This window comes from Microbulbifer sp. 2205BS26-8, assembly GCF_030731025.1.
GTDB classification, from domain to species: domain Bacteria; phylum Pseudomonadota; class Gammaproteobacteria; order Pseudomonadales; family Cellvibrionaceae; genus Microbulbifer; species Microbulbifer spongiae.
Genome location: NZ_JAVAMR010000021.1, coordinates 36,248 through 58,099, shown reverse-complemented (window position 1 = coordinate 58,099; position 21,852 = coordinate 36,248). Strand labels below are relative to the sequence as shown.

Sequence of the window (21,852 nt, the reverse complement as noted above, 5' to 3'; positions counted from 1 at the left end):
AATATTATGAAAGTTGTCATTAAGGAGGATGCCGCCGGTGTGGCCCGCTATGGGGCGGATCTCTTTCGCGACCAGTTACAGCGGAAGCCGGATTCCGTGCTGGGGCTGGCGACGGGTTCTACGCCGTTCAGCCTGTACCGGTTACTGATCGAGAGCAACCAGCGGGGAGAAATCTCCTTTGCCAGAGCCACCAGTTTCAACCTCGACGAGTACATGGACCTGCCGCCAGAGCACCCCCAGAGCTACCGGCATTTCATGCAGAAACACCTGTTTGCCCATATTGACATCGACCCCGCCAGAACCCATGTGCCGCCGGGAAATGCCGTTGATCCAATCAGTGCCTGCAATGACTATGAGCGGGCGATTCAGGCCGCCGGAGGAATCGATATCCAGTTGCTGGGGATTGGCCGCAATGGTCATATCGGCTTCAATGAACCGACTTCCTGCCTGACTTCCCGCACTCGGGTAAAAACCCTGACCCGGGAAACCATCGACGACAACGCGCGCTTCTTCGCCGCGGGCGAACCTCAGCCGCACCTGTCCATCACCATGGGTATCGGCACCATCATGGAGGCGCGTCTGGTGGTGCTGCTGGCCACCGGAGAAAGCAAGGCTTCAGCCATCAAGGCCATGGTGGAGGGGCCCGTGTCCGCCTGGTGCCCGGCCTCGGCCCTGCAAATGCACCCTGCAACTGTGGTCATTGTTGACCGGGCGGCGGCCGGCGCTTTGTCCGACCCGGACTTCTTCCTGCATATCGAGGCGGAAAACCAAGCCCTGCTGGCACGCCTGAAGGCGCGCAGCCATGCCTGAATCTGACAGGGCGATTGGCGCGGAACTACACCTGGCTGAGGACGGGAGCGATACCCAGCTCCTGCGTATCTCGCTGGCCTATGCGGCAAAGCCGTTGCCGCGCAACTGGACACTGCACCTGGACCTGCTACACGCGGTAACGGCGGGACCGGGCACGCGGTTGCTGCGGCAGGTGGGCAGCCATGTAATCATTGCCCCTGTAGTACCGCAGGGCAGCACCCTGTTTATCCGTATGCCGGCAGGCAGCCTGCAGCGGTTGAGCGATCTGCCCAGGGGGCTTTATGTCGCCGGCGATGATGGAGTCACCGCGGTTCGGGTCGTTGCCCACGATTTTCTCGTCCCGCCACACACTGCTCCAGTATCCCCGGAAAAGTCCCCGCCCGCGGTGACACCGGTTTGTCCATTGATCCCTGTGCCCCGCCACTTCGACCGCCGCGAAGGGGTATTGCCTCTGGCCGGGACATTCCTGGTGGTATCCGAGGCGGGTAGCCTGGGAGATCTGGCCCTGCGATATCTCGGGCAAGCACACCCACTGTCCACCTCGGCCAGGGATCTCAGTGAAGTCACACCACTGCGGTTGTTATTACAGGAATGCCCCTTGGAAGCCTACCGCCTGACAGTAGGCCCAAAAGAGGTAACCCTTTCCGCATCGGATGCCGCGGGCTTTTTCTATGGCGCTGTATCCCTGGTACAACTGCTCGCATCGGGCACTCACCTGCCCTGTTGTGTGATTGAGGATGCACCGCGCTACCGCCACCGGGGATTTATGCTCGACTGCGCGCGCCACTTTCACAGTGTCGAAGAAATCCGCAAATTGCTGGATGCCATGGCCAGCTACAAACTCAACCGCTTTCACTGGCACCTCACTGATGACGAGGCCTGGCGCCTTGAAATCGGGGCCTACCCGGCTCTTACGGACATCGGTGCCTGGCGCGGCCACGACGAAGTGCTGGAACCGCAGTTCGGCAGCGGTCCGGGGCGCTACGGCGGTTACTACAGCCGGCAGGCAGTGCGCGATATTGTCGCCCATGCGGCAGCCCTGAATATCACCGTGATTCCCGAGATCGATATTCCCGGACACTCACGGGCAGCCATTCGCGCCCTGCCGGAGCTGCTGGCGGAAACGGAGGACCGCTCCAGCTATTGCTCTGTGCAGTACTATCGCGACAATGTGCTAAACCCGGGGCTCCCGGGTACCTACACCTTCCTGGACACCGTGCTGGCGGAAGTGTGCGCGCTGTTCCCGGGCCCCTGGGTGCATATGGGCGCCGACGAGGTGCCCGAGGGCGTATGGCTGAGGTCTCCCGCCTGCAAGGCTTTGATGGTACAGGCGGGCTACCGCACTGCGCGCCAACTGCAAGGCTATCTGCTCAGTTACGCCCAGCAGCGACTGGCGCGCAGCGGTCGAACCCTGATCGGTTGGGAAGAAGCCGCGGAGGGTTGCAAGCTGGAGAAGTCCGCGATCATCTGTGCCTGGACGGAACCCGCCAGCACGGCGCGTATGCGCGCACTCGGCTACCCGGTGATCGCCTGCCCCGCCCCCCATACCTATCACGACCTGGCCTGGAGCAGTGCCGTGACGGAACCGGGACTGCACTGGGCCGGCACGACGGATCTCGAAACCTGCTACCGCTTTGAACCGGATGAAAGTGCCGGCGACCTGTTGGGCGTACAGGCGCAACTCTGGAGTGAACTGCTCAGCAGCGCTGACAGGCTGGAATACATGCTGTTCCCGCGCCTGCTGGCGAGCGCGGAAACCGCCTGGAGCCCCGCCAGCCGCAAGGACTGGCCCGACTTTTACGCGCGGGTAAAACTCCACCAGCCGCTACTGGAGCAGCGCCGCATCGCCTTTCGTCCGCTGCAACCCTGCGCGGTCAGTGCCGATCAGGGACAAACCGCGCAGGGTCGCCCACAACAGCAGTGCGCAGGCCAGTAACAGGGCAACGCCGGTTGCCGGCTCCAGCCGCAGCAGGTACCCCACCCCAAACATCCCGGCATACAGGGAGGCGGTCCCCAGGAGCCAGCACAGGGCAGACAGCCAGAAGCCGCGCACCGGCTGCTGCTGCCCGACATTGTATCCGCGCCAAAAACCGAGGGGTTTCACCCGCGCGGCGAACGCCCGGATGCGGGCCGCCTCAACCGGGGGCGTCAGCAGGGTTGTGATCACCGAGACCAGTGCCGCGGCGAGGGAAATCCAGCAGATCACGTGAATCGGGTGGCTCGCCATCCAGCCCGGCAGGATGGACATCTGGTCTGCAGCAAAGCCACCCCCGCGCCCCGCGAGAAAATTCCAGCAGGCCAGGATCAGTCCCGTCAGCATACCGGAAATCTCTGTCCAGGCATTGGCGCGCCACCAAAACCAGCGCATCAGGTGCGGCAGCCCCAGACCCGCCATCATGCCGCCCCAGAGCTCCCACATGGCACCGATATTGTCGACAAAGGTGGCGATCCAGGCGCTGAGACCGGCAATCCCCAGGGTGGCGAAGCGGCTGACCCAGGTCAGCCTCCGGTCACTGGCCGAGGGGTCGAGCAATCGCTTGTAGAAATCATTGGCAATATAGGAGGCACCCCAGTTGATATGGGTGGAAACGGTGGACATGAAGGCCGCCATCAGTGAGGCCAGCGCCAGGCCCAGGAGGCCGGCGGGTAGCAGGTCACGCATCAGTGCAGGGTAGCCGCTTTCTCGGTCCTCCTGGTAAACCGTGTGCTGCACGGTTTCGCCACCGGCCTGCGCAACGCGCTCTGTATAGGTAGTCAGCAGGGTATAACCGGGGATGTCGCAGCGATAGCGATCAGTGATGCACTGTTCCATCTGCACGGTGCACTGGCTGTTGTCTGCGGCGCAGACGGTGAATTCCTCCGCCAGCTGGCCGATCTCCACGCGGGGGTAAATCACCAGGGCGGCCACCCCGGCGATCGCCCAGGGCCAGGAGCGGAGCAGGAAATTGGCGAACGCATACCACAGGGCGCCTTTCTCCGCCTGATCCCCATCCTCGGCGCTGTACAGGCGCTGGGAGATATAGCCCGAACCGTCTACCTGGCCGGAGGTCCACCACATCACACCCAATGTCAGTACGAAGGCCGAAAACGGGATACCGAGGGCACCGACAACGCCTTCGCCGAAGGCCGGGGCAAAGGAAGCAATCCGCTGTGCGGGCAGGAAGCCGGCGTCACCCGAGTCCGCCGGGTACCTCTCCGCCAGGCCAGACCACATGGCTTCCAGGCCCCCGAGGTGATCGACCGCCAGAAATGCAATAAGAATCGACATTCCCATGGCGAGCACGAACTGCACCAGATCGGTGACCATGACTGCCCGCAGTCCTCCCAGGGTGGTATAAAACAGGGTGACAAACAGCAGCAGCAAAATGGTGATGGTATTGTCGATAGAGTGGAACAGCAGCGCTTCCGGATACAGATTGGCAAAGGCGGAATACAGTCCCGTGCCCAGCAGGGCCTGCCAGTCCATAAAGGGTTCGGAGATCTTGCCCATGCCCGCGAAGACCCAGCCGAGGATAACGCAGTTGACGAAGGTGGCGTTAACCCCGGCCTTTACAGTGCGCAGTGCAGCGGCTTGTTTTCCACCGTAGCGCAGTTCGGCGATCTCCGCGTCCGTGACCACGCCGGAGCTGCGCCAGATACGGGCAAAAAATACTGTTATCGCAATCGAACCGGCAGCCCCGCCCCACCAGAACCAGTTGCCCGCGATGCCGTACTGGGCGATCCAGCCGGTGATCGCCAGCGGGGTATCGGAGGCAAAGGTGGTTGCGACGATGGAGGTACCCAAAAACCACCAGCGCATACGGCGCCCGGCCACAAAAAACCCCTCCAGGCCATCCGCGCCCGCGCGATCGCGCACCAGCAGGCCGATCCCCAGGGAGAAGCCCAGCAACAGCAGGATTACCAACCAGTCAATGCCACTTAACACACTCTGCTGCATCGCTTAACCGCCCCGTATGGCCCGTCCTGTGAAGGTGGCGCCGTGACACTGCCGGGCGTACAGCAGGGCGCCTTCGTCAGGCTGCCCCCGCGGCGGCTGCAGGCACTGCAGTGTCTTTTCCCCCAGCCAGGGCAACAGGTGGTCTGCCAGCCCCCCCAGCAGGCAAAGGTGGCTGTGGCCCCTGGCCAGAAAGCGTTCCGCTATCTGCTCCAGATAGTCCACGCCCTCCCTGACGATGGCCACGGCAACCGCATCTCCCGCTTCAGCAACCGCCAGTACCCGGGGTGCCAGGCGCCCGTATTCCCGCTGGCCCGCGCCTGCCATGGCACCCACCAGATCCAGGCCGCGGGCCTGCAGCTCCTCTTCCAGGGCCGGCAGCAGGGCTGTGGCTGGACCGAGGGCATCCAGTGCCAGCAGTGCCGCCTCCAGTGCCTTCAAACCCAACCATGCGCCGGAGCCCTTGTCAGCGAAGGGAAAACCGTGGGCCCCGATGCTGAGGCCGCCATTCAGGCTGGAGTAACCCACGGAACCGGTTCCCGCGACAATCACCGCGCCTTCGGCTCCGGCGTGGGCACCGAGAAAGGCAATTTGGATGTCGTCGGTCAGATACAGTGCGGAAAAGGGGTGTCGCCAGGCCAGCAGCTGCTCGCGCACATGGGGAATATTCACACCGGCCAGCCCGGCCCCGGCCACGAGCCTGCCCAGCGTATTCGCTGGCAGGCCGGCATCGGCCAGCGCCAGCTCTGCGGCCTGTTGAATTGATTCACAGGCCCGGGCAAGGTTTTGGAAGGGATTGGCCGGGCCCGCCACACCCACGCCTTCCCTGCCGGCACCGGCGATCCGTGCCCGGCACTTGCTGCCGCCACCGTCAATACCCAGGTAAAGAAAGGACTCAGTCTCCATCCCGGTGTACATGTTCACTCCTCTGAAAAAGACCGCCATACCTCTAGCGGGACAGGTCGAACCAGACAGGGATCAGGGTAATCCTCTGGCTATGACTTTTCGCCGGGTGCCTGCGCAGTGCCCGGCACCCAGGCGAGACCTCAGAAGTGGTAGTTTGCTCCTAGAAGCACGCGCGTACCATTGTCGTACCGGCGGGCCTCGCGCTCCTGGTCGATGTGGTAGTAGGCGAGTTCCTCACTGGTCAGGTTGATGGCCTCCAGCACAAAGTCCCATTTTTCCCAGGGAGAGACGGTGATGCTGGCATCCCACTGACCGTAATCGTCGATGTAGGCCTCGGAACCGAACTCGGACAGGCCATCGTACCACTGGGTGCGGAAGTTGTAGGCCAGGCGCGCGCTGATCCAGTCGTTCTCATAAAAGCCAGTCAGGTTAGCCATGTTTTCGGACTGGCCCGGGATCAGGCCGGAGCCGGGATTGTTGACAGGATCGCGCGTATCGCGGCTGTTCGCATCGGTATAGGTGTAGTTGGCAATGACACCGAAGTTGCCGAAGTTTTGCTGGTAGCTCAGCTCGATACCGGAAACCTTGGCGCCCTTGCCGTTAACCGGCTGAATAAACAGCACAGGGATATCCTCGCCGAGTCGCTCGTCGAAGCGAAAGTCCACCGAGGTGCTGTTGATCACCGAGTCCGCAATATCCTTCTGGAAGTAAGTGGCGGCCAGCACCGCGCCCTCGGTAAAGTACCACTCCCAGGCCAGATCGAACTGGTTGGCGGTTTCCGGTTCCAGTTGCGGGTTGCCGCGGCGGCCGACCTGGGTATCCAGGTTGGCCGATTCCTGGTTCGCGATGGTGATGTAGTCGGGGCGCGCCATAACACGGGCCGCGGAGAGGCGCAGGATGTGGTTCTCGGTGATGTCAAAGGCCACATTGGCACTTGGCAGGATTTCAGTGTAGTCGTGTTCCAGGGTTTCCCGGCGGACATTGAACTCCTCGGTTGCCGGGTCAACCAGTGCTACGAGCAGATCGTAGCCGCCCACCATGTCAATGGCCGCTGCCAGGGGGTCACCTTGCAGGTTATAACCGCTGGACCCGACCCGGGTTTGCACCATACGCAGGCCGAGGTTACCGCGGAAACCCTCGCCCTCGAAATCCGCCTGCACATAGGCGGCCAGTATCTCTTCCTCCACATTCCAATTCTCCGGCAGGTTGAGCACCGTCACCGCGTTTTCGTAAGCCCCTGCTGGGAAGATCGCGCTCTGCGCCGCACTGATATCCATTAGCGGATAGGGCGCCCCGGAAGCGTTGCGGGTGTAGTTGCCGAGCAGGCCTGCATCCAGGTTGCCGTACAACCAGCGGTCCCAGCCAGCCTCATCCCCACCTTCGTAAGTGGTAATGCCGTCGGCGTGCATGGCGTCGCTGAGCCAGTGGAATCGGGTCAGGGTCATCATCTGGCCCTTGTTGTGATCGCGGTACAGCAGGCCGCTCTTGAGGCTGTTGAACACCCCCGTGTCGAGGGCAAAGTCAATGTTGATGCTGGCGTAATTTTCGTCGTCATCCATCACACGGGCGTTTTCATGCATCCAACCAAGTCCGCGTGCACCCAACTGCGCATCGCTTTCAACCTGTCCGTTCAGGTAGGGGGTGTGGCTCAGGCCATTGAATTCGGTGCGATCGAGGGAAGCGCCCCAGCCGTAGTGGCGATCCCGGGCGGTGCCGCCCTCGGCCTCGGTGTGGCCGAGGCGGGCGTGCAGGGTGAGTTGCTCGAAGTTGTGCTCGTAGTGCAGATCCAGCGATCCGGTTTCAGAGTAGGATACGCGATCGATCACATAGTATTCGGCGAAGCTGTTCGCCACTTCACCGGCGATGACCCCGCTGCCGGTCACTACCGCGGTGGCGGGATCAATGGTGCCGCCGTTGTTGCCATTCAGCCACTCGTAGCGGTTGTAGTTGGAATTGTCGGCATCCAGGCCGGAGTCCAGGTAGGTCAGGGTAAACTGGCCGTTGTCCGAGGGGCGCCACTGGCCGGTGAACAGCACCGTCTCCCTCTCACGGGCCTGCTCGAAATAGGCATCGCCGAGCGCCCGTGGCACCCACAGGGCGCCGCGGCCGAAATCCTGGTTTTCGAAACCCAGCACCTCGGTGCCTTCGCGCAGTAGCGTGCGGTCCTGCCGGGTCAGGGAAATATTGAAGCCCAGATTCTCGGCGTCGTTTTTCCAGGAGTACAGCGCGCTGATGCTGGGGTCCCATTCCTCCGAGGTTTCCGAGTACTGTCCCTGCACCTGAAGGGCGCCGGTGTTCTGAGCCATGTCGAGGGGTCGCCGGGTACGCAGCATCACCGTGCCCCCCAGGGAGCCCTCCTGGATGCTGGCCTGGGGTGTTTTGTAGACTTCCAGGGCGGATACGATGGTTGAGGGCAGCAGGGTGTAATTAAATGCGCGGGAGGGATTGTCCAGAATAAACCAATCGGCAGAGGCCACGGCAGCACCGTTCAGGAGCGTGCGGTTCTGATTCGGAGAGGTACCCCGCACGGCAATTTTTTCACCTTCACCGAAGCCGCGGGTTACGGAAACACCGGTAATCCGGGACAGGGAATCCGCCACATTCTTGTCCGGGAACTTGCCCAGGTCTTCGGCCGTAATGGCGTCAACGATGGCGTTGGCGCTGCGCTTGGCGTTCACCGATTCCGTGATGCTGGCGCGGATGCCGGTGACAACCACTTCTTCCAGTGCCGTCTCCTGTGCGTGGAGTGTGCCGACCACGCCGGACAGGGCGAGGACAGTCAGCGAGCTGTGCAGCAGGCGGCTGCGGCCGCCGGTAAGGTTGCGAATGCTAGAGCTGAGTATTTTCACGGTAAATCCCTCTGAAAGTTATTCTTATAGGCCACGTTGGCTACCGTACTTTCGGGTTGTGACAACGTTGTCGCAACACATTAGCCCTGTGTGACAACGTTGTAAACAGCTTGTGAAAAACTTTTCCCAAACACTGCCCCGGTTTTTACCTGCCCGCCCCGGGTTTGAAAGGTTTCGACCGTGAACCTTTGCAGCGAGCGCGGCTTTGCGGAAAGATTCTTTGGTTAATGTTTAAACCAACATACCGGACAACAGTTTGTATCCCGCTTAGGTAAAGCCCTGTTTCTGCTTGGCCCGTTTGCCGGACCGGGCAGAAACGGTACACAAACCGTAAGCAAGTGCGCTAATGTGCGGATGCAAAAAAGGATTCGCCGGAGAGATCACGGCTATCCATTCTTGCGCGCGTGTCGTGACTTGCAACAAGCGCGCACGTGCCCGCGGTGACACAGACGCAGGGGGTGAGTGATATCAGCTTTGCTGAAGGGGGCTGGTGTTGTAGACTGGGCTTGTCGTTTCTATTTTCCCTGCAGGCGCAGCAGTGCAGAGGCTGCAATGCCGCCAAGGGCGCAGGCGAGCACAATCACCACCGGGGTCATGTATCCCAGCATAAAGGCACCGTAGTCATAGCCTCGCTGAGGCAGCAGATACAGCAACAGTAAACCCGCAGGTACCAGCGAAAGCGCGGTGCCCCGCAACAGCCAGGCACTGCGCCAGGGCAGCATAAACAGCAGGCCGCAGAGGCCGCCCCATACAATGCGCTGGTACAAATAGGTGCTGCTCAGGCGTGGAGCCAGGTCTACCCCCAGCCAATGGGTAAAGCCATAGTGTCCCATGGCCCAGAGTCCCAGTGCATAGCAGAGACCGCCAAAACAGCCCACAGCGAAACACAGGGAGAGATTGCGTACAAATTCCCGCACAAACAAGGTCCTCTAATTCTTTTTCTTACCCAGTTCCCGGCGCAACTGCGTTAAAACCGGCGCGACCTGTGGATACACTCCGCGCCACAGATAAAACGATTCTGCAGCCTGACCCACCAGCATACCCAGGCCATCGCTTGCCGGCACCCCCTGGGTGCGGGCCCAGTGTACAAAAGGCGTGGGCCCGGCAGCATACACCATGTCGTAGGCTTTGCCCCCGGCGGTGAAGAGCTGTTCCGGTAGGGTGGGCAGTGTATTGTCCAGGCTGGCGGCGGTGGCATTGATCACCAGATCGAAGCGACTGCGCAGCCCCTGTAATCCCCCACCACTCAGGTCGCCGTAGCGGGAGAAATCATCTGCCAGTTGCTCGGCTTTGATCGCAGTGCGGTTGGCCAGGTGCAGGTGCGCTGGCTGCTCGGCCAGCAAAGGCAGCAAGGCCCCGCGCGCGGCCCCGCCGGCACCTATGAGCAAAACCCGTTTATCGCGAATCCCCCAGCCTAAGTTGCGGCAGAGATCGGCGACCAGTCCTGCGCCATCGGTGTTGTCGCCGAGCAACCGGCCATCCTCTTGGCAGAGCAGGGTATTGACCGCCCCAGCCGCTGCGGCACGGTCGGTGAGTTGATCGGCCAGATCGAGGGCTTCGAGTTTGAAAGGCAGTGTGATATTGAGGCCGCACCCCCCTTCGGTAAAAAACGTGCGCGCACATTCCGCGAATGCGTCCAACGGCGCCAGGAGTTTGCTGTAGAGTAGGTCTTCACCGGTTTGCTCAGCAAAGGCGCAGTGAATGTGCGGGGACAGGGAATGCGCTATAGGGTTGCCTACCACGGCGTAGCGATCGCTCACAGCAGTGGCCTCTTGCGGGCTCTTACCGCCTCGCGGATTTTGGCACTTTCATCGACAATGAACAGCCCGTCAACCTTCAGACTCGGTGGTGTTTCCGTAATCAGGTAGCGGGTCTGGGAGCTGTAGAGTTCACCTGTCCGGGTATCGTCCTGCTGGTGCAGTAATGTCCAGCGCACACTGGCGAGACTGCTGAAGTTATTCAGCGCCAGCACCTCCGTGACCGTGCCCAGGATCTGGTTGACGGCCAGACGGCGATAGGCCGACAGCAACTTATGCACCTGCTGCACAAAAGCGCTGCGGTGGATAACCAGCTTGTCACCATTTTCGCGATAGTAGTGCAGGGGAAACCGGTAAAAGTCCGCGATCTCCTCCGCATTGCCGGTTTCGAAATGACGCCGGTAGTCGAGAAACAGGGCGTTGATATTTTCCAGTCGCGCCTGGTGCACGGTGCGCCTCCGTTGTGGCTCATTCTATGGTCAGACCCAGTCCCTGTGGGGTAGAAAGTCAGTATAAAGTTTTTCCTCAGCGGAGCCTGGTTCCGGTTGCCAGGCGTACTTCCAGCGCACCAGTGACGGCAGTGACATCAGGATCGACTCGGTGCGCCCGCCGCTTTGCAATCCAAACAGCGTGCCGCGATCGAAGACCAGATTGAACTCCACATAGCGACCGCGGCGGTACAGTTGGAAATCCCGCTCCCGCTCGCCGTAGCTTGCGGTCCTGCGCCTCTGCACGATCGGCAGGTAGGCCTCCAGGTAACTGTCGCCCACGGCGCGCGTCAGTGCGAAGGCGTTATCGAAACCACCCTCGTTGAAGTCATCGTAAAAGAGCCCGCCCACGCCGCGCGCTTCAGCGCGGTGTTTCAGGTAGAAATACTGGTCGCACCACTGCTTGAAGCGGGGGTAGATCTCCTGTCCAAACGGTTCACAGGCCTGCTTTGCGGTGCTATGCCAGTGCACAGCATCCTCTTCAAAACCGTAATAGGGCGTCAGATCATAGCCTCCGCCAAACCACCAGATTGGCGCGGAACCGGATTTTCTGGCGACGAACAGGCGCACGTTGGCATGGCTGGTAGGCACATAGGGATTGTGCGGATGGATCACCAGGGAAACGCCCATGGCTTCATAAGTGCAGCCGGCCAGTTCGGGGCGGCTGGCTGTGGCAGAGGGTGGCAGGCCATCGCCATAGACATGGGAAAAGTTGACACCGCCCTTTTCTATCAGATTGCCCTCTTCCAGCACGCGAGTTCGGCCACCGCCCCCTTCGGGCCTCTCCCAGGTATCCTCGTGAAACCCGTGGCCATCCTCCCGTCCAAGGGCATTGCAAATACGGTCCTGCAGCTCGTGCAGGTAGGATTTGACGGTCTTGGTATTGATTTCGTTCATAGACACACACCGGGTAGCTGTTGGGCGATCAAGCGCCGGGTCTCATTACCCTGCCGCTGAGCAGGTCTCGGATCTCACTGGGCGCGCTGTGGCCACCGGTAGCGCCACCACCGACAAAATCGAGGGCATCGCCAAAGTAGCGCAGCACCTGATACTTTTGCCGGGCCGGCTGACATCCCATCGGGTTGGCAGAGGTGGATACAATAGCGCCGCCAAAGGCGTGTGTTAACGCCGCGGTAAATGGATGGCTGGTGCAGCGCAGTGCCACTGACGCGTGGGCGCCGCAGATCCAGTAAGGTATGCGATTGAAATGTGGCACCAGCCAAGTCACGGGGCCCGGCCAGGTATCGCGCAATTGTCGCCGCTGATCATCGCTGAGCGCCGTCAGGAAATTGCCAAAGCTGTTCATTTCACCGGAAACCAGAATCAATCCTTTTTCCAGCGGTCGGCGCTTCAGGCGCAGCAAACGCTTCACCGCCTGTAAATTATAGGGATCACAGGCGAGGCCCCACACGGATTCAGTGGGGTGGGCAATAACACCCCCTGCTGCCAGGGTGCGGGCGGCCTGTGCGACAGCAAAGGGGGAATAGGTCATGGCCGCGCCGGGATCACTTGGTCTTGCGCTGCTGCAGGTCTTGTTGCAGCTGGGCATCCCTGGCGACGATGGCTTCAGCGTTCGCGCGGCGTTCATCGACCAGCTTCCGGTGCATTGTTGCATCGCTTGTGCCGATGATCTGTGCCGCCAGATAAGCGGCATTCTTGGCCCCGGCTTTGCCGATTGCCACCGTTGCCACCGGAATCCCGCCCGGCATCTGTACGGTTGACAGCAGCGCATCCAGGCCGTCCAGGGAAGCGTTGATCGGCACGCCAATCACCGGTTTGAGTGTGGTGGCGGAAACTGCGCCAGCCAGGTGAGCGGCCATGCCGGCGGCGCAGATAAAAACGGCGCAGCCGCGCTTGTCGGCGTCGGTCACGTAGTTGTGGGTGGCTTCCGGTGTGCGGTGGGCTGAGGTGACTTTTACCTCAAAGGGAATATCAAACTTGTCCAAAACGCCGAAAGCGGCCTCCATCACGGGCAGATCGGAGTCGGAACCCATCAGGATCGCTACAAAAGGCTTGCTCATTGCAACTCTCTTTACTGTTGAAGTGGGGGGAGCGCGGCAATCTAGCGGATTGCGCGGCGGGGCACAAGTTGTTGCTTTTTGAGATTTCGTTACCTAAATCAAAAATCTGCCAGCGGCAAAACCTGAGCCCACCTAGCGTTCTCCAAACAGAGCTTGGTGCGGGATTGTCTTCTACCGGTTGAGCCACCACCACAAATTTCTTCTATACCAAAAATCCGTTGCTTTGTGCCGGCTCGACGGCCGTATGTCGTCCAGGCCCAGAATTTCCAGCTTTTGCCGATAACGCTCTTGATCCCCATCAGCTGCAGATAGGGACAGAGCCTGTTGGAAGTTCCCCCGGTAGCCGTGACTTCCCGACTGGAAATGTAACAATCCTAGAAGGAAGTGGAATCTGGGGTCATTCTTTTCCAGGGAGATTGCTGCTTTGATATCATCGGTAGCGAGTTCATAGTGTCCCTGCCTGTAGGCAGCCAGGGCACTCCCGTACCAATAGTAGGGATTTTGCTCCCGATAGCGTTGTAGATGCTCGGAAATAATGTTTGTCGACTGCCAGTCCCCCTGTTTTGTGAGTATCCTCTCCAAATTACAAAGCCATCGTATTGGTGCTATCTATAGCAAGGGAAGCCCTATAGGCGCTTGCTGCGTGATCTAGGTGACCGGCAGCTCGATAGATTGCCCCAAGATTATTCCAGAGGTCCGCCGACTGTGGGGACAATGCTAAAGCTTTGCGAATATACAAAAATGCATCCGAATATTTCCGATCAGAGAGAAAATCCATCGATAAATTGCTGTAAAATCTGGCGAATGCATCACTGTCTTTTAAGGTTATCTGCCGATAGATTGGACTGTAATTCACAAAGTTGAAATCCAGAGTTCGCTGTTCGATGCCGAGATCTGCAATAACATTGATGTGCTGGTAGACAAATGTCTGTTGATTCTCGAGATGCCAACTTGTGGGAACAAGTACCTCATTAAATTGAGCGTTTATCCCCAACTCGCGTACCATCGCAACCATAAGGGTACTAAATGCCATGCAGTTTCCGCGCTGTTCTACAAAGACTTTGGAAGCACTCAAGGTCGCGTCGGCATCGTATAATAGTGAGAAATTCCGATCCTGTAACCTTTTCAATAGGGCATCAAGACGAGCAGTTTTAGTGGCCCCGGTTACCGACTCAAGGAGTAAACGCAGATCTTGATTGATTGCCAGTATGTCGATATCTGGCAGATCTTTTTCTAGAACAGGACGACCTAGAATTACCACCCCAGAGAGTAATGTCTCCTCCGAAAATTTTTGTGGTGGAATCTGCTCAACAATAGAGGGATGAACTGTGCAGGCTGCCAATCCGACTGCCATAGTAAAGAACAGTATTATTTTTTGAATTGACCTTCTCATAAATTTACCTGGTTACTGCTTAAAACAGACCCTATTTTGAAAATCCACTTGGGCACTTGGAATAAATGCCAGAATAGGATGCGTGCACTCTTGGAGGGTAGATCCAACTGAAGTAATGATAATAAAGCAATTTTAACCTTATGGAAGGCTGTAACTGCAGAAAATTTACTATGGGCTGAGCAACCTAACAAGCGACTGTGATCCAAAGAGTGGCCATCAAGAAAGCTCGCAGCTAATGTCAAGTCCTGGCGCATTCTTGTTGCGCTCATCAACGAGGTAGATATTGAATGCTATAAAATCAGAGGCGTGGGCAATCGGTGAAATCGCGTGACCATCTCTAATTAGGTGATTAATTCATATCATTCCGACCGGAAGTTGTTGTTCATCTAAATTGGCCAGGAAATTTTTAATTGATCCAATGCCGAGACAAATTCTTTCTTTTACTGACAGGACGATAGAGGTTGATTTGTTTTCTCCCAACTGTTGATGGTAGGAGTTGATTTCTTCAATCCTTTGAAAATGTTATGCAAGAAATATTAAATTCGGCTCAATACGTTGGTGGCGCGTGTCTTCGCTTGAGATAACTGAGATCCAGTTCCATTTCTGGTCAGAGTATTATCTGACAAACAGATTGTACAGTGTGCGTAATGGACTGTATTCCCAAATGTCCTGCCATTGATTTTTTTAAAAGGAAGCACAAATAGCCCTGTGAAGTTGTGCCGATAGTTTGATGGTGGAAAAATCTTCTAGAAAACCGTGAGACTGTCGGGTAGATAACGGGAGCCTGCATGAGACAGAAGGATCGATCTTACGCCTGCCCGACACTGGTGCATTGGTCCAGATTGTGCTTGTTAGTTTATCTGCTGGGTAAGGCTGCCGGTTTAAGGGCCATTGCATGTTGGTGGGCCCTGTGTGGGCTCGACTGGCCTGGCTTCTTACTCTGCCATGGGCGTAGATGCTACCAAGTGACAGTATGTGGCACCGCGGGCTGTCAGTTGATAGCCACCCGGCAATGGTTCCAGCAGTCCATCCAGCTCCATTTGCAGCAACAGCCCCATCAGTTCCCCGGGATTTTGCCCGGTATCCAGAGCCAGTTGTTCTATGCTGCGAAGCCCACCGGTAAGGGCATCCACCAGCGCCTGCTGGCGCCGGTCTGGGAGTGCTTCGGGGACTGTTTCCGTCGCGGGCTCGGCCAGTAACCCACCCAGCTGGGTGGCAATCTCTGCACTGGTTTCCACCAGTGTCGCCCCTGTCTTGATCAATTGGTGGCAACCCCGCGCCATGGGGTTGTGAATGGAACCGGGGATGGCGAAAACTTCACGGTTTTGCTCCAGAGCCAGGCGCGCGGTGATCAGGGAGCCGGAGTGCAGGGCTGCCTCAGTGAGCAACACGCCCATAGAGAGCCCGCTAATGATGCGGTTTCGGCGGGGGAAGTTTTTGGCTTCGGCGTTGCTGCCGAGAGGCAGCTCGCTGATCAGTGCACCGCCGTTGACGAGAATATCCTCGGCAAGGGACCGGTTGTGCCGTGGGTAGATACGATCCACGCCGCTGCCGAGCACGGCCAATGTGGTTCCACCTCCCCGCAAAGCTCCCCGGTGCGCCGCCGCATCGACGCCCAGCGCCAATCCGGAAGTAATAGCAAATCCGGCCCGGGCCAACTCCGCGGCGAAGGCGCAGGCATTATCCAGCCCTGTGGTCGTGGCTCGGCGCGCACCCACAATGGCAATCTGGGGCAAACCCAGGGCCCTGTGTGCACCCCGGATATAGAGGACCGGCGGCGGTCGGGAGATCTCGGTGAGCAGGGCCGGGTAGCCGGGGTCACCGTGCCACAGAAGCTGCACCCCGCTATCTGCACAGCGCTCGCGCTCTTCTTCAGCCCAGGCGACCAGTGCACTCCGTGCATCCAGGCGGGAAAATTCGCGCCACTGGGATTGTGCGCGGACGGGCAACGTATCCAGGAGAGCGCTGGGAACTTGCCGCAGGGCCGCGAGGGGGTTGCCGAAGTGCTCGACCAACCGCCAGTAACGGCTGGGGCCGATGCCCTCCAGGCGCAGCAGGGCCATGCAGGCAGTTAACCCATCCATGACGCGTACCCTACGCTAATTTTGAGTCTAGGGTGGACCAAACAGCCGAGTCCACCGGGGTATTTAGTCCGTGCCCGGTCAGGGGTTGCGCACCAGGTCCATCACTGCGAGAGGGCGGTCCGCTTCGAGAATCAGGGCGAGGCTCATCTTTTCGAAGGTGCGGAAGATCATCATCTCGCCGGCGCGCTCGTCGGGCAATTTCACACTGTCCCCTGCCAGGCGGTCCCGCACCAGTGCGCCGCGCTTGTACACCGCCAGCACATCGCCCGCAACCATGCCATCGCGGTCGCCTAAATTGAGAAGTACCACATCGAGCTTGCCGATCTGGGTAACACCTTCGTCCACGCCCACAATCAGGCCATCCACATCCACTGCTGGCGCACTGGGGTGGAAGAGCGCATCGATTGCGCGTTCTTCGACGGGCATCAGACGATCCTCCAGGCGGATCTCGCGAGCGGTTTTGGCAACACCCAGGGTGGCTACGGAAAAGCCGGGCAGGGTATCCGGGGCCAATTGCAACAGGTCGACCTCACCCACACCCAGTGCCTGGCGGCCTAGGGGTTCCCTGCTGACCGGGTCCACATAGACAGGCCCGGGGCGATAGAGACCATAGGATGCCAGGGGTGCATCGAATTCGCCGCGTGCATAGATGGTATCGCCCGCTCCCATGAGGATATGGTTGTCAGAGCCGGACACAATATAGGGTGTGCCCTCGAACGCATCCGGTTCGACGATGCGGGTGCGAGACAGGAAGGCATTGATCGCATCCAGGGGAATCGCCGGGATCGCATCCCCCACCGCCTCCCGGCGAATCTGCGGCACCAGGCGATTGCCATCCACCCCCGGCGACAGCTGATAGGCGCGCGGGCCCCGCTGCAACTGCAACTGTGGCTGTCCGTCGACATAAACCAGGCGCAGACCGTCACCGGGGTAGATCAGGTGGGGGTTTTCCACTTGCGGGTTAACCTGCCAGATCTCCGGCCAGTACCAGGGCTGTACAAGGAATTCACTGGAGATATCCCAGAGGGTATCGCCCTTCTGTACCACATAGGCATCCGGGCGGTCGGGATTCAGGCGTACCTGCTCCTTGGCCTGGGCGCCGTGGGTAACCGTCAACAACGAGACGGCGGCGAGGATAATTTGTTTCATGGAAGCATTCCTATGCTCTTTATCGCTATAATTCTCAGCGCCGGGCCGCTCTCCCTCGGAAAAGTGGCTGGACCCGGGTGCAGGGCGCCAGCAGAAATTGGGGCCACCCGGTAAATAGTGAGCGCGATCATAATGTTATCAGCGCACATTCAACGAGTACTAGAAGTTTGTCACAGGTGTTATGGCTAAACTCGAGATATTGGAATTTCCCGATCCGCGCCTGCGCGAAATTGCCAAACCTATCGCTGAGGTCACCGACGCACACCGCGAACTCCTCGACAATATGTTTGAGACCATGTATGCGGCGCCCGGCATAGGCCTCGCGGCCATCCAGGTCAATGTGCGCGAACGCCTCATCGTAGTGGATATTTCCGAGGATGGCAGCGATCCTCTGGCGTTTATCAACCCCGAGATTGAGGTGCTGGACCGGGAAATCCATCAGTACGATGAAGGTTGCCTGTCGGTGCCCGGATTTTTCGAGACGGTCGAGCGCCCGCGCAAGGTGCGCGTGAAGGCATTGGATCGCAATGGCGATCCCTTTGCCCTGGAAGTAGAGGGTTTGCTGGCCGTGTGTATCCAGCATGAGGTCGACCATCTGGACGGCAAGCTGTTTGTGGATTACATCTCCCCACTCAAACGCAACCGCATCCGCACCAAGCTGGAAAAAGCCCAGCGTCGGCGCGCCTGATACAGCCCTTGGCCGTTCCCGCCGGCCTGCCTTGACACCGTAACCGAGAGCCAGCCAGTGCGTATTATTTTCGCCGGTACGCCGGATTTTGCCGCCGTGCACCTGCAAGCCCTGCTCCACAGTGAGCATACAGTCATCGCTGTCTATACCCAGCCGGACAGGCCCGCCGGGCGCGGCAAGAAGTTGCTCGCAAGCCCCGTCAAACTGCTGGCGCTCTCGCACAATATTCCCGTCTACCAACCGCCGAGCCTGCGCGACAGGGCAACCCAGCGGGTTCTGGCGGAGATGGGGGCCGATATCATGGTCGTGGTGGCTTACGGACTGATCCTGCCCCAGAAAGTACTGGCTACCCCGCGTTTGGGTTGCCTGAATGTGCACGCTTCGCTGTTGCCCCGCTGGCGCGGTGCCGCCCCTATTCAGCGTGCGGTGGAGGCCGGGGACAGCGAGAGCGGTGTGGCCATTATGCAAATGGAGGCCGGCCTGGACACAGGCCCGGTTCTGGTGGAGCGCCGCTGTGTAATTGGGGAAGCAGATACCGGCGGCAGCCTGCACGACAGACTTGCCGGACTCGGTGGCCCCGCACTGCTCGAGGCCCTGGCGCAGCTCAACAGCGGCAGTGCACAACCCCAGCCACAGGACGATAGCGCAGCGAGTTACGCCAACAAGATCAGCAAGCAGGAAGCCTATCTCGACTGGCAGCGTCCCGCGCAGGAATTACAGCGGCAAATCCGCGCCTTCAACCCCTTTCCTGTCTGCTGGAGCACCTTTCGGGACGACAAAGGTGCGCAGCGCCTGCGTATCTACAGCGCCGAGGTCGAACGCAGCGACCAAAACAAGCGCCCCGGTACGATCATCGCCAGTGATGATGAGGGCATTCTCGTCGCCTGCGGCCACCAGGCTCTGCGCCTGCAACTGCTGCAACTGCCTGGCAAAAAGGTGCTGCCCGCAGGGGAAATTTTAAAAGGCCACCGGCAACAGTTCGCGCCCGGCACACAATTGGGACAGCCATGAACAACGATGTGCGCGCCGAGGCGGCCCGGGTCGTCGCTACCCTGTTGGAAGCGCGCGGCTCCCTGGCGCGGCTGTTACCGAAAGCCGAGGGCCGGGTTGCACACCGGGACCGCGCCCTGCTGTGCGAATTCTGCTACGGTTGCGCGCGCACTGCTCCGCGCCTGCAGTTGGTGGCTGCCAAAGTGCTGCACAAAAATCCCCGGGATACCCTGGTCAGCGCACTGATCCTGCTGGGATTGTACCAATTGGAGTATACCCGTATCCCCGATCACGCCGCCATTTCCGCCACAGTCAATGCTGCGCGCAGCCTCGGACTCGATCGCGCTGCGGGGCTGGTCAATGGTGTGTTGCGCAATGCCCTGCGCAATCGTGAACAGCTGCAACGCAAGCTCTGTGGCAACCCGCAGTTCAGTGCCTTACACCCCAGCTGGTTGCTGCAGCGGATCAAGGCTGCTTGGCCTCAGCAGGCTTCGGACATCCTTCGAGCCAACAATACCAATCCGCCAATGACCCTGCGGGTGAACACCGGAAAAATTTCCCGCGAAAACTATCTGCAGCAATGCACAGCAACAGGTCTGTGTGCCGGGCCCTGTGCCGTCTCGCCTGTGGGTATTGTCCTGAGCGCACCGGTGCCAGTGAGCGATCTGCCGGGATTTGCCGAGGGGCTGGTGAGCGTGCAGGACGAGTCTGCGCAGTTGGCAGCCCCGCTGCTCGCGCCCCTTGTGGGTGAGCGGGTGTTGGATGCCTGTGCGGCACCGGGGGGCAAAAGTTGCCACCTGCTGGAGCAGCAGCCCTCGATTAAACTGAGCGTACTGGATATCGAAAGGGAGCGCCTCGACCGTGTGGCGGAGAATTTTGGTCGCTGTGGACTGGATGCGCAGATGATCTGCGCCGACGCGACGCGGCCCAGTGCCTGGTGGGATGGGCGGCCATACGACCGCATACTGCTGGACGCGCCCTGTTCCGCCACCGGCGTGATCCGGCGCAACCCGGATATCAAACTGTTGCGACGGGATGGGGACATCCCCGCACTGGCACAGTTGCAGGGGAAATTGCTGCGGGCCATATGGCCGCTGCTCAAACCCGGAGGCAGCCTCCTTTACGCAACCTGCTCCATACTGCCCAGCGAAAACAGTGAAGTGACCTCCCCCTTCATTGCGGAGACCGAGGATGCGAGCGACAATACGCCGGAACTGTTCAACGGCTGTCTCTGGGGCGAAAAGCAGGCGACGGGTATTCAGTGCTTGCCCCAAACCGGTGGTGGTGACGGTTTCTACTACGCTCTGTTGAGCAAAGCCGAATAAGAGCGGCGCTAGCCGTGAGTTTCATGCGATATGAAGATTGTTATTCTCGGCGCCGGCCAAGTGGGCGGCTCACTGGCTGAGGCCCTGGCCTCCGAGCGCAATGATATTGTCCTGGTGGACAGCGACGAGAAAACCCTGCGCGAGTTGCGGGACCGCATTGATATCGGCGTGGTCGTGGGTCATGCCTCGCACCCGGATGTGCTGATGGATGCCGGCATAGAGGATACCGATATCCTGGTTGCGGTCACCAATAACGATGAGACCAATATGGCGGCCTGCCAAATAGCGCACTCTCTGTTTCGCGTACCGACAAAAATTGCGCGGGTGCGTGCCTCCTCCTACCTGCGCTACCCACAGCTGTTTACTAAGGAGGCTATCCCCATCGATGTACTGATCAGCCCCGAGCAGCTGGTTTCAGATTATATTGCGCGCCTGATGGAGCACCCGGGCGCGCTGCAGGTGCTGGATTTTGCCGACGGCCGCGTACAACTGGTTACGGTGCTGGCCATTCAGGGCGGCCCGCTGGTGGGCCACCAGTTGCGTTATCTGCGCGAACATATGCCCAAGGTAGATACCCGGGTGGCCGCGATCTACCGGCGCAACCGGCCCATTATCCCCCAGGGGGATACGGTGATCGAGGCCGGCGACGAGGTGTTCTTTATCGCCGCGCGTGCCGATATTCGTGCGGTCATGAGTGAACTGCGCCGACTGGAACACGGGTACAAGCGGGTGGTGATCGCCGGTGGCGGCAATATCGGCCTGCGCCTGGCCTCCAGACTCGAAAACCGCTATTCAGTAAAAATTATCGAGCAGAGCCATGGGCGCTGTATATTTTTGTCCGAAGAGCTGTCCCACACCATTATTCTCCACGGCAGTGCCTCGGATCAGGATCTACTGCTGGAGGAGAATATCGAGGATACGGATGTTTTCCTGGCTCTCACCAACGACGATGAGGCGAACATCATGTCATCCCTACTGGCCAAGCGCCTGGGCGCACGCAAAGTGATGACCCTGATCAACAACCGCGCCTATGTGGACTTAGTGCAGGGCGGTGAAATTGATATCGCGATTTCACCACAGCAAAACACCATTGGCCGCCTGCTGACCCATGTCCGGCGCGGCGACATGGTCAATGTGCACTCCCTGCGCCGAGGGGCTGCCGAGGCGATTGAGGTGATTGCCCATGGCGATGAGCGCACTTCCAAAGTGGTGGGGCGTAAAATCGAGGATATCGACCTGCCCGAGGGTGCTTCTATCGGTGCCATCGTGCGCAAGACAGAAAATGGCAGTGAAGTACTGATGGCCCACGATGATGTGATCGTAGAAAGTGACGACCACGTGATCGTATTTTTGGTGGACCGTCGCCATACACGCCATGTGGAACAATTGTTCCAGGTAGGCTTCAGTTTTTTCTAAGTCACTGGGGTTTTTATCGATCCGGTAGCCACCGAGTCCACC

19 protein-coding genes are annotated in these 21,852 nt (G+C 59.4%); 6 read left to right on the top strand and 13 right to left on the bottom strand.

Translation table 11 applies throughout. The annotated features are described in order from the left end of the window. Positions 1–6: 6 nt before the first annotated feature. The gene (gene nagB / locus Q5Y71_RS09055; RefSeq protein ID WP_306041779.1) at positions 7–810 is read left to right on the top strand and encodes a glucosamine-6-phosphate deaminase; all 804 of its coding nucleotides are present in this window, start codon (positions 7–9) and stop codon (positions 808–810) included. Next, positions 803–2,746, top strand: coding sequence for a beta-N-acetylhexosaminidase (locus Q5Y71_RS09050; RefSeq protein WP_306041777.1), 1,944 nt, complete (start codon positions 803–805; stop codon positions 2,744–2,746). Before nagB ends, Q5Y71_RS09050 begins: the two co-directional genes overlap by 8 nt. Here the strand turns inward: Q5Y71_RS09050 and Q5Y71_RS09045 are convergent. The 13 genes from Q5Y71_RS09045 to Q5Y71_RS08985 form a co-directional block, all read right to left on the bottom strand. After that, a complete protein-coding gene (locus Q5Y71_RS09045; protein ID WP_306041775.1) occupies positions 2,636–4,747 on the bottom strand; it encodes a sodium:solute symporter family protein in 2,112 nt (703 codons plus the stop codon). The two genes, Q5Y71_RS09050 and Q5Y71_RS09045, sit on opposite strands and share 111 nt — an antisense overlap. A gap of 3 nt (positions 4,748–4,750) precedes the next feature. Then, positions 4,751–5,662, bottom strand: coding sequence for a BadF/BadG/BcrA/BcrD ATPase family protein (locus tag Q5Y71_RS09040; RefSeq protein ID WP_306041773.1), 912 nt, complete (start codon positions 5,660–5,662; stop codon positions 4,751–4,753). 128 nt (positions 5,663–5,790) lie between these two features. After that, positions 5,791–8,499 carry a TonB-dependent receptor gene (locus Q5Y71_RS09035; RefSeq protein ID WP_306041771.1) on the bottom strand — a complete coding sequence of 903 codons (2,709 nt, stop codon included), beginning with the start codon at positions 8,497–8,499 and terminating at the stop codon, positions 5,791–5,793. 515 nt (positions 8,500–9,014) lie between these two features. Continuing rightward, positions 9,015–9,416 carry a hypothetical protein gene (locus Q5Y71_RS09030; protein WP_306041769.1) on the bottom strand — a complete coding sequence of 134 codons (402 nt, stop codon included), beginning with the start codon at positions 9,414–9,416 and terminating at the stop codon, positions 9,015–9,017. A 12-nt stretch (positions 9,417–9,428) separates the two neighbouring features. Continuing rightward, complete coding sequence (gene aroE, locus Q5Y71_RS09025; RefSeq protein ID WP_306041767.1) at positions 9,429–10,259, bottom strand: shikimate dehydrogenase; 831 nt, start codon at positions 10,257–10,259, stop codon at positions 9,429–9,431. Then, the gene (locus Q5Y71_RS09020; protein WP_306041765.1) at positions 10,256–10,705 is read right to left on the bottom strand and encodes a hypothetical protein; all 450 of its coding nucleotides are present in this window, start codon (positions 10,703–10,705) and stop codon (positions 10,256–10,258) included. The genes aroE and Q5Y71_RS09020 overlap by 4 nt, the downstream gene beginning before the upstream one ends. A 30-nt stretch (positions 10,706–10,735) precedes the next feature. Continuing rightward, entirely contained in the window at positions 10,736–11,641 is a 906-nt protein-coding gene (hemF, locus tag Q5Y71_RS09015; RefSeq protein ID WP_306041764.1) for an oxygen-dependent coproporphyrinogen oxidase, read from the bottom strand. A gap of 28 nt (positions 11,642–11,669) precedes the next feature. Continuing rightward, positions 11,670–12,236: an L-threonylcarbamoyladenylate synthase gene (locus Q5Y71_RS09010; protein ID WP_306041762.1), complete on the bottom strand. Its 567-nt coding sequence runs from the start codon at positions 12,234–12,236 to the stop codon at positions 11,670–11,672. 13 nt (positions 12,237–12,249) lie between these two features. Then, positions 12,250–12,765 carry a 5-(carboxyamino)imidazole ribonucleotide mutase gene (gene purE, locus Q5Y71_RS09005; RefSeq protein ID WP_306041761.1) on the bottom strand — a complete coding sequence of 172 codons (516 nt, stop codon included), beginning with the start codon at positions 12,763–12,765 and terminating at the stop codon, positions 12,250–12,252. Between the two features lie 171 nt (positions 12,766–12,936). Further along, positions 12,937–13,347 carry a hypothetical protein gene (locus Q5Y71_RS09000; RefSeq protein ID WP_306041760.1) on the bottom strand — a complete coding sequence of 137 codons (411 nt, stop codon included), beginning with the start codon at positions 13,345–13,347 and terminating at the stop codon, positions 12,937–12,939. A gap of 1 nt (position 13,348) precedes the next feature. Beyond that, the gene (locus Q5Y71_RS08995; RefSeq protein ID WP_306041759.1) at positions 13,349–14,158 is read right to left on the bottom strand and encodes a transglutaminase family protein; all 810 of its coding nucleotides are present in this window, start codon (positions 14,156–14,158) and stop codon (positions 13,349–13,351) included. A 935-nt stretch (positions 14,159–15,093) separates the two neighbouring features. Continuing rightward, positions 15,094–16,242, bottom strand: a complete 1,149-nt coding sequence (dprA, locus tag Q5Y71_RS08990) for a DNA-processing protein DprA (RefSeq protein ID WP_306041758.1) — start codon at positions 16,240–16,242, stop codon at positions 15,094–15,096. Positions 16,243–16,320: 78 nt separating this feature from the next. After that, positions 16,321–17,391 carry a LysM peptidoglycan-binding domain-containing protein gene (locus Q5Y71_RS08985; protein WP_306041756.1) on the bottom strand — a complete coding sequence of 357 codons (1,071 nt, stop codon included), beginning with the start codon at positions 17,389–17,391 and terminating at the stop codon, positions 16,321–16,323. Positions 17,392–17,572: 181 nt separating this feature from the next. Here Q5Y71_RS08985 and def point away from each other — a divergent pair, with 181 nt between their 5' ends. From def to trkA, 4 genes are read left to right on the top strand one after another with little or no spacing between them, the layout of a single operon-like run. Continuing rightward, complete coding sequence (gene def / locus Q5Y71_RS08980) at positions 17,573–18,079, top strand: peptide deformylase (protein ID WP_306041754.1); 507 nt, start codon at positions 17,573–17,575, stop codon at positions 18,077–18,079. Positions 18,080–18,136: 57 nt separating this feature from the next. Continuing rightward, complete coding sequence (fmt, locus tag Q5Y71_RS08975) at positions 18,137–19,090, top strand: methionyl-tRNA formyltransferase (protein WP_306041753.1); 954 nt, start codon at positions 18,137–18,139, stop codon at positions 19,088–19,090. Continuing rightward, positions 19,087–20,394 (top strand): 16S rRNA (cytosine(967)-C(5))-methyltransferase RsmB, encoded by a 1,308-nt coding sequence (gene rsmB, locus Q5Y71_RS08970; RefSeq protein ID WP_306041752.1) that lies wholly within the window; start codon positions 19,087–19,089, stop codon positions 20,392–20,394. Before fmt ends, rsmB begins: the two co-directional genes overlap by 4 nt. A gap of 30 nt (positions 20,395–20,424) precedes the next feature. Continuing rightward, entirely contained in the window at positions 20,425–21,810 is a 1,386-nt protein-coding gene (gene trkA, locus Q5Y71_RS08965) for a Trk system potassium transporter TrkA (RefSeq protein ID WP_301415740.1), read from the top strand. The last annotated feature ends 42 nt before the right edge of the window (positions 21,811–21,852 follow it).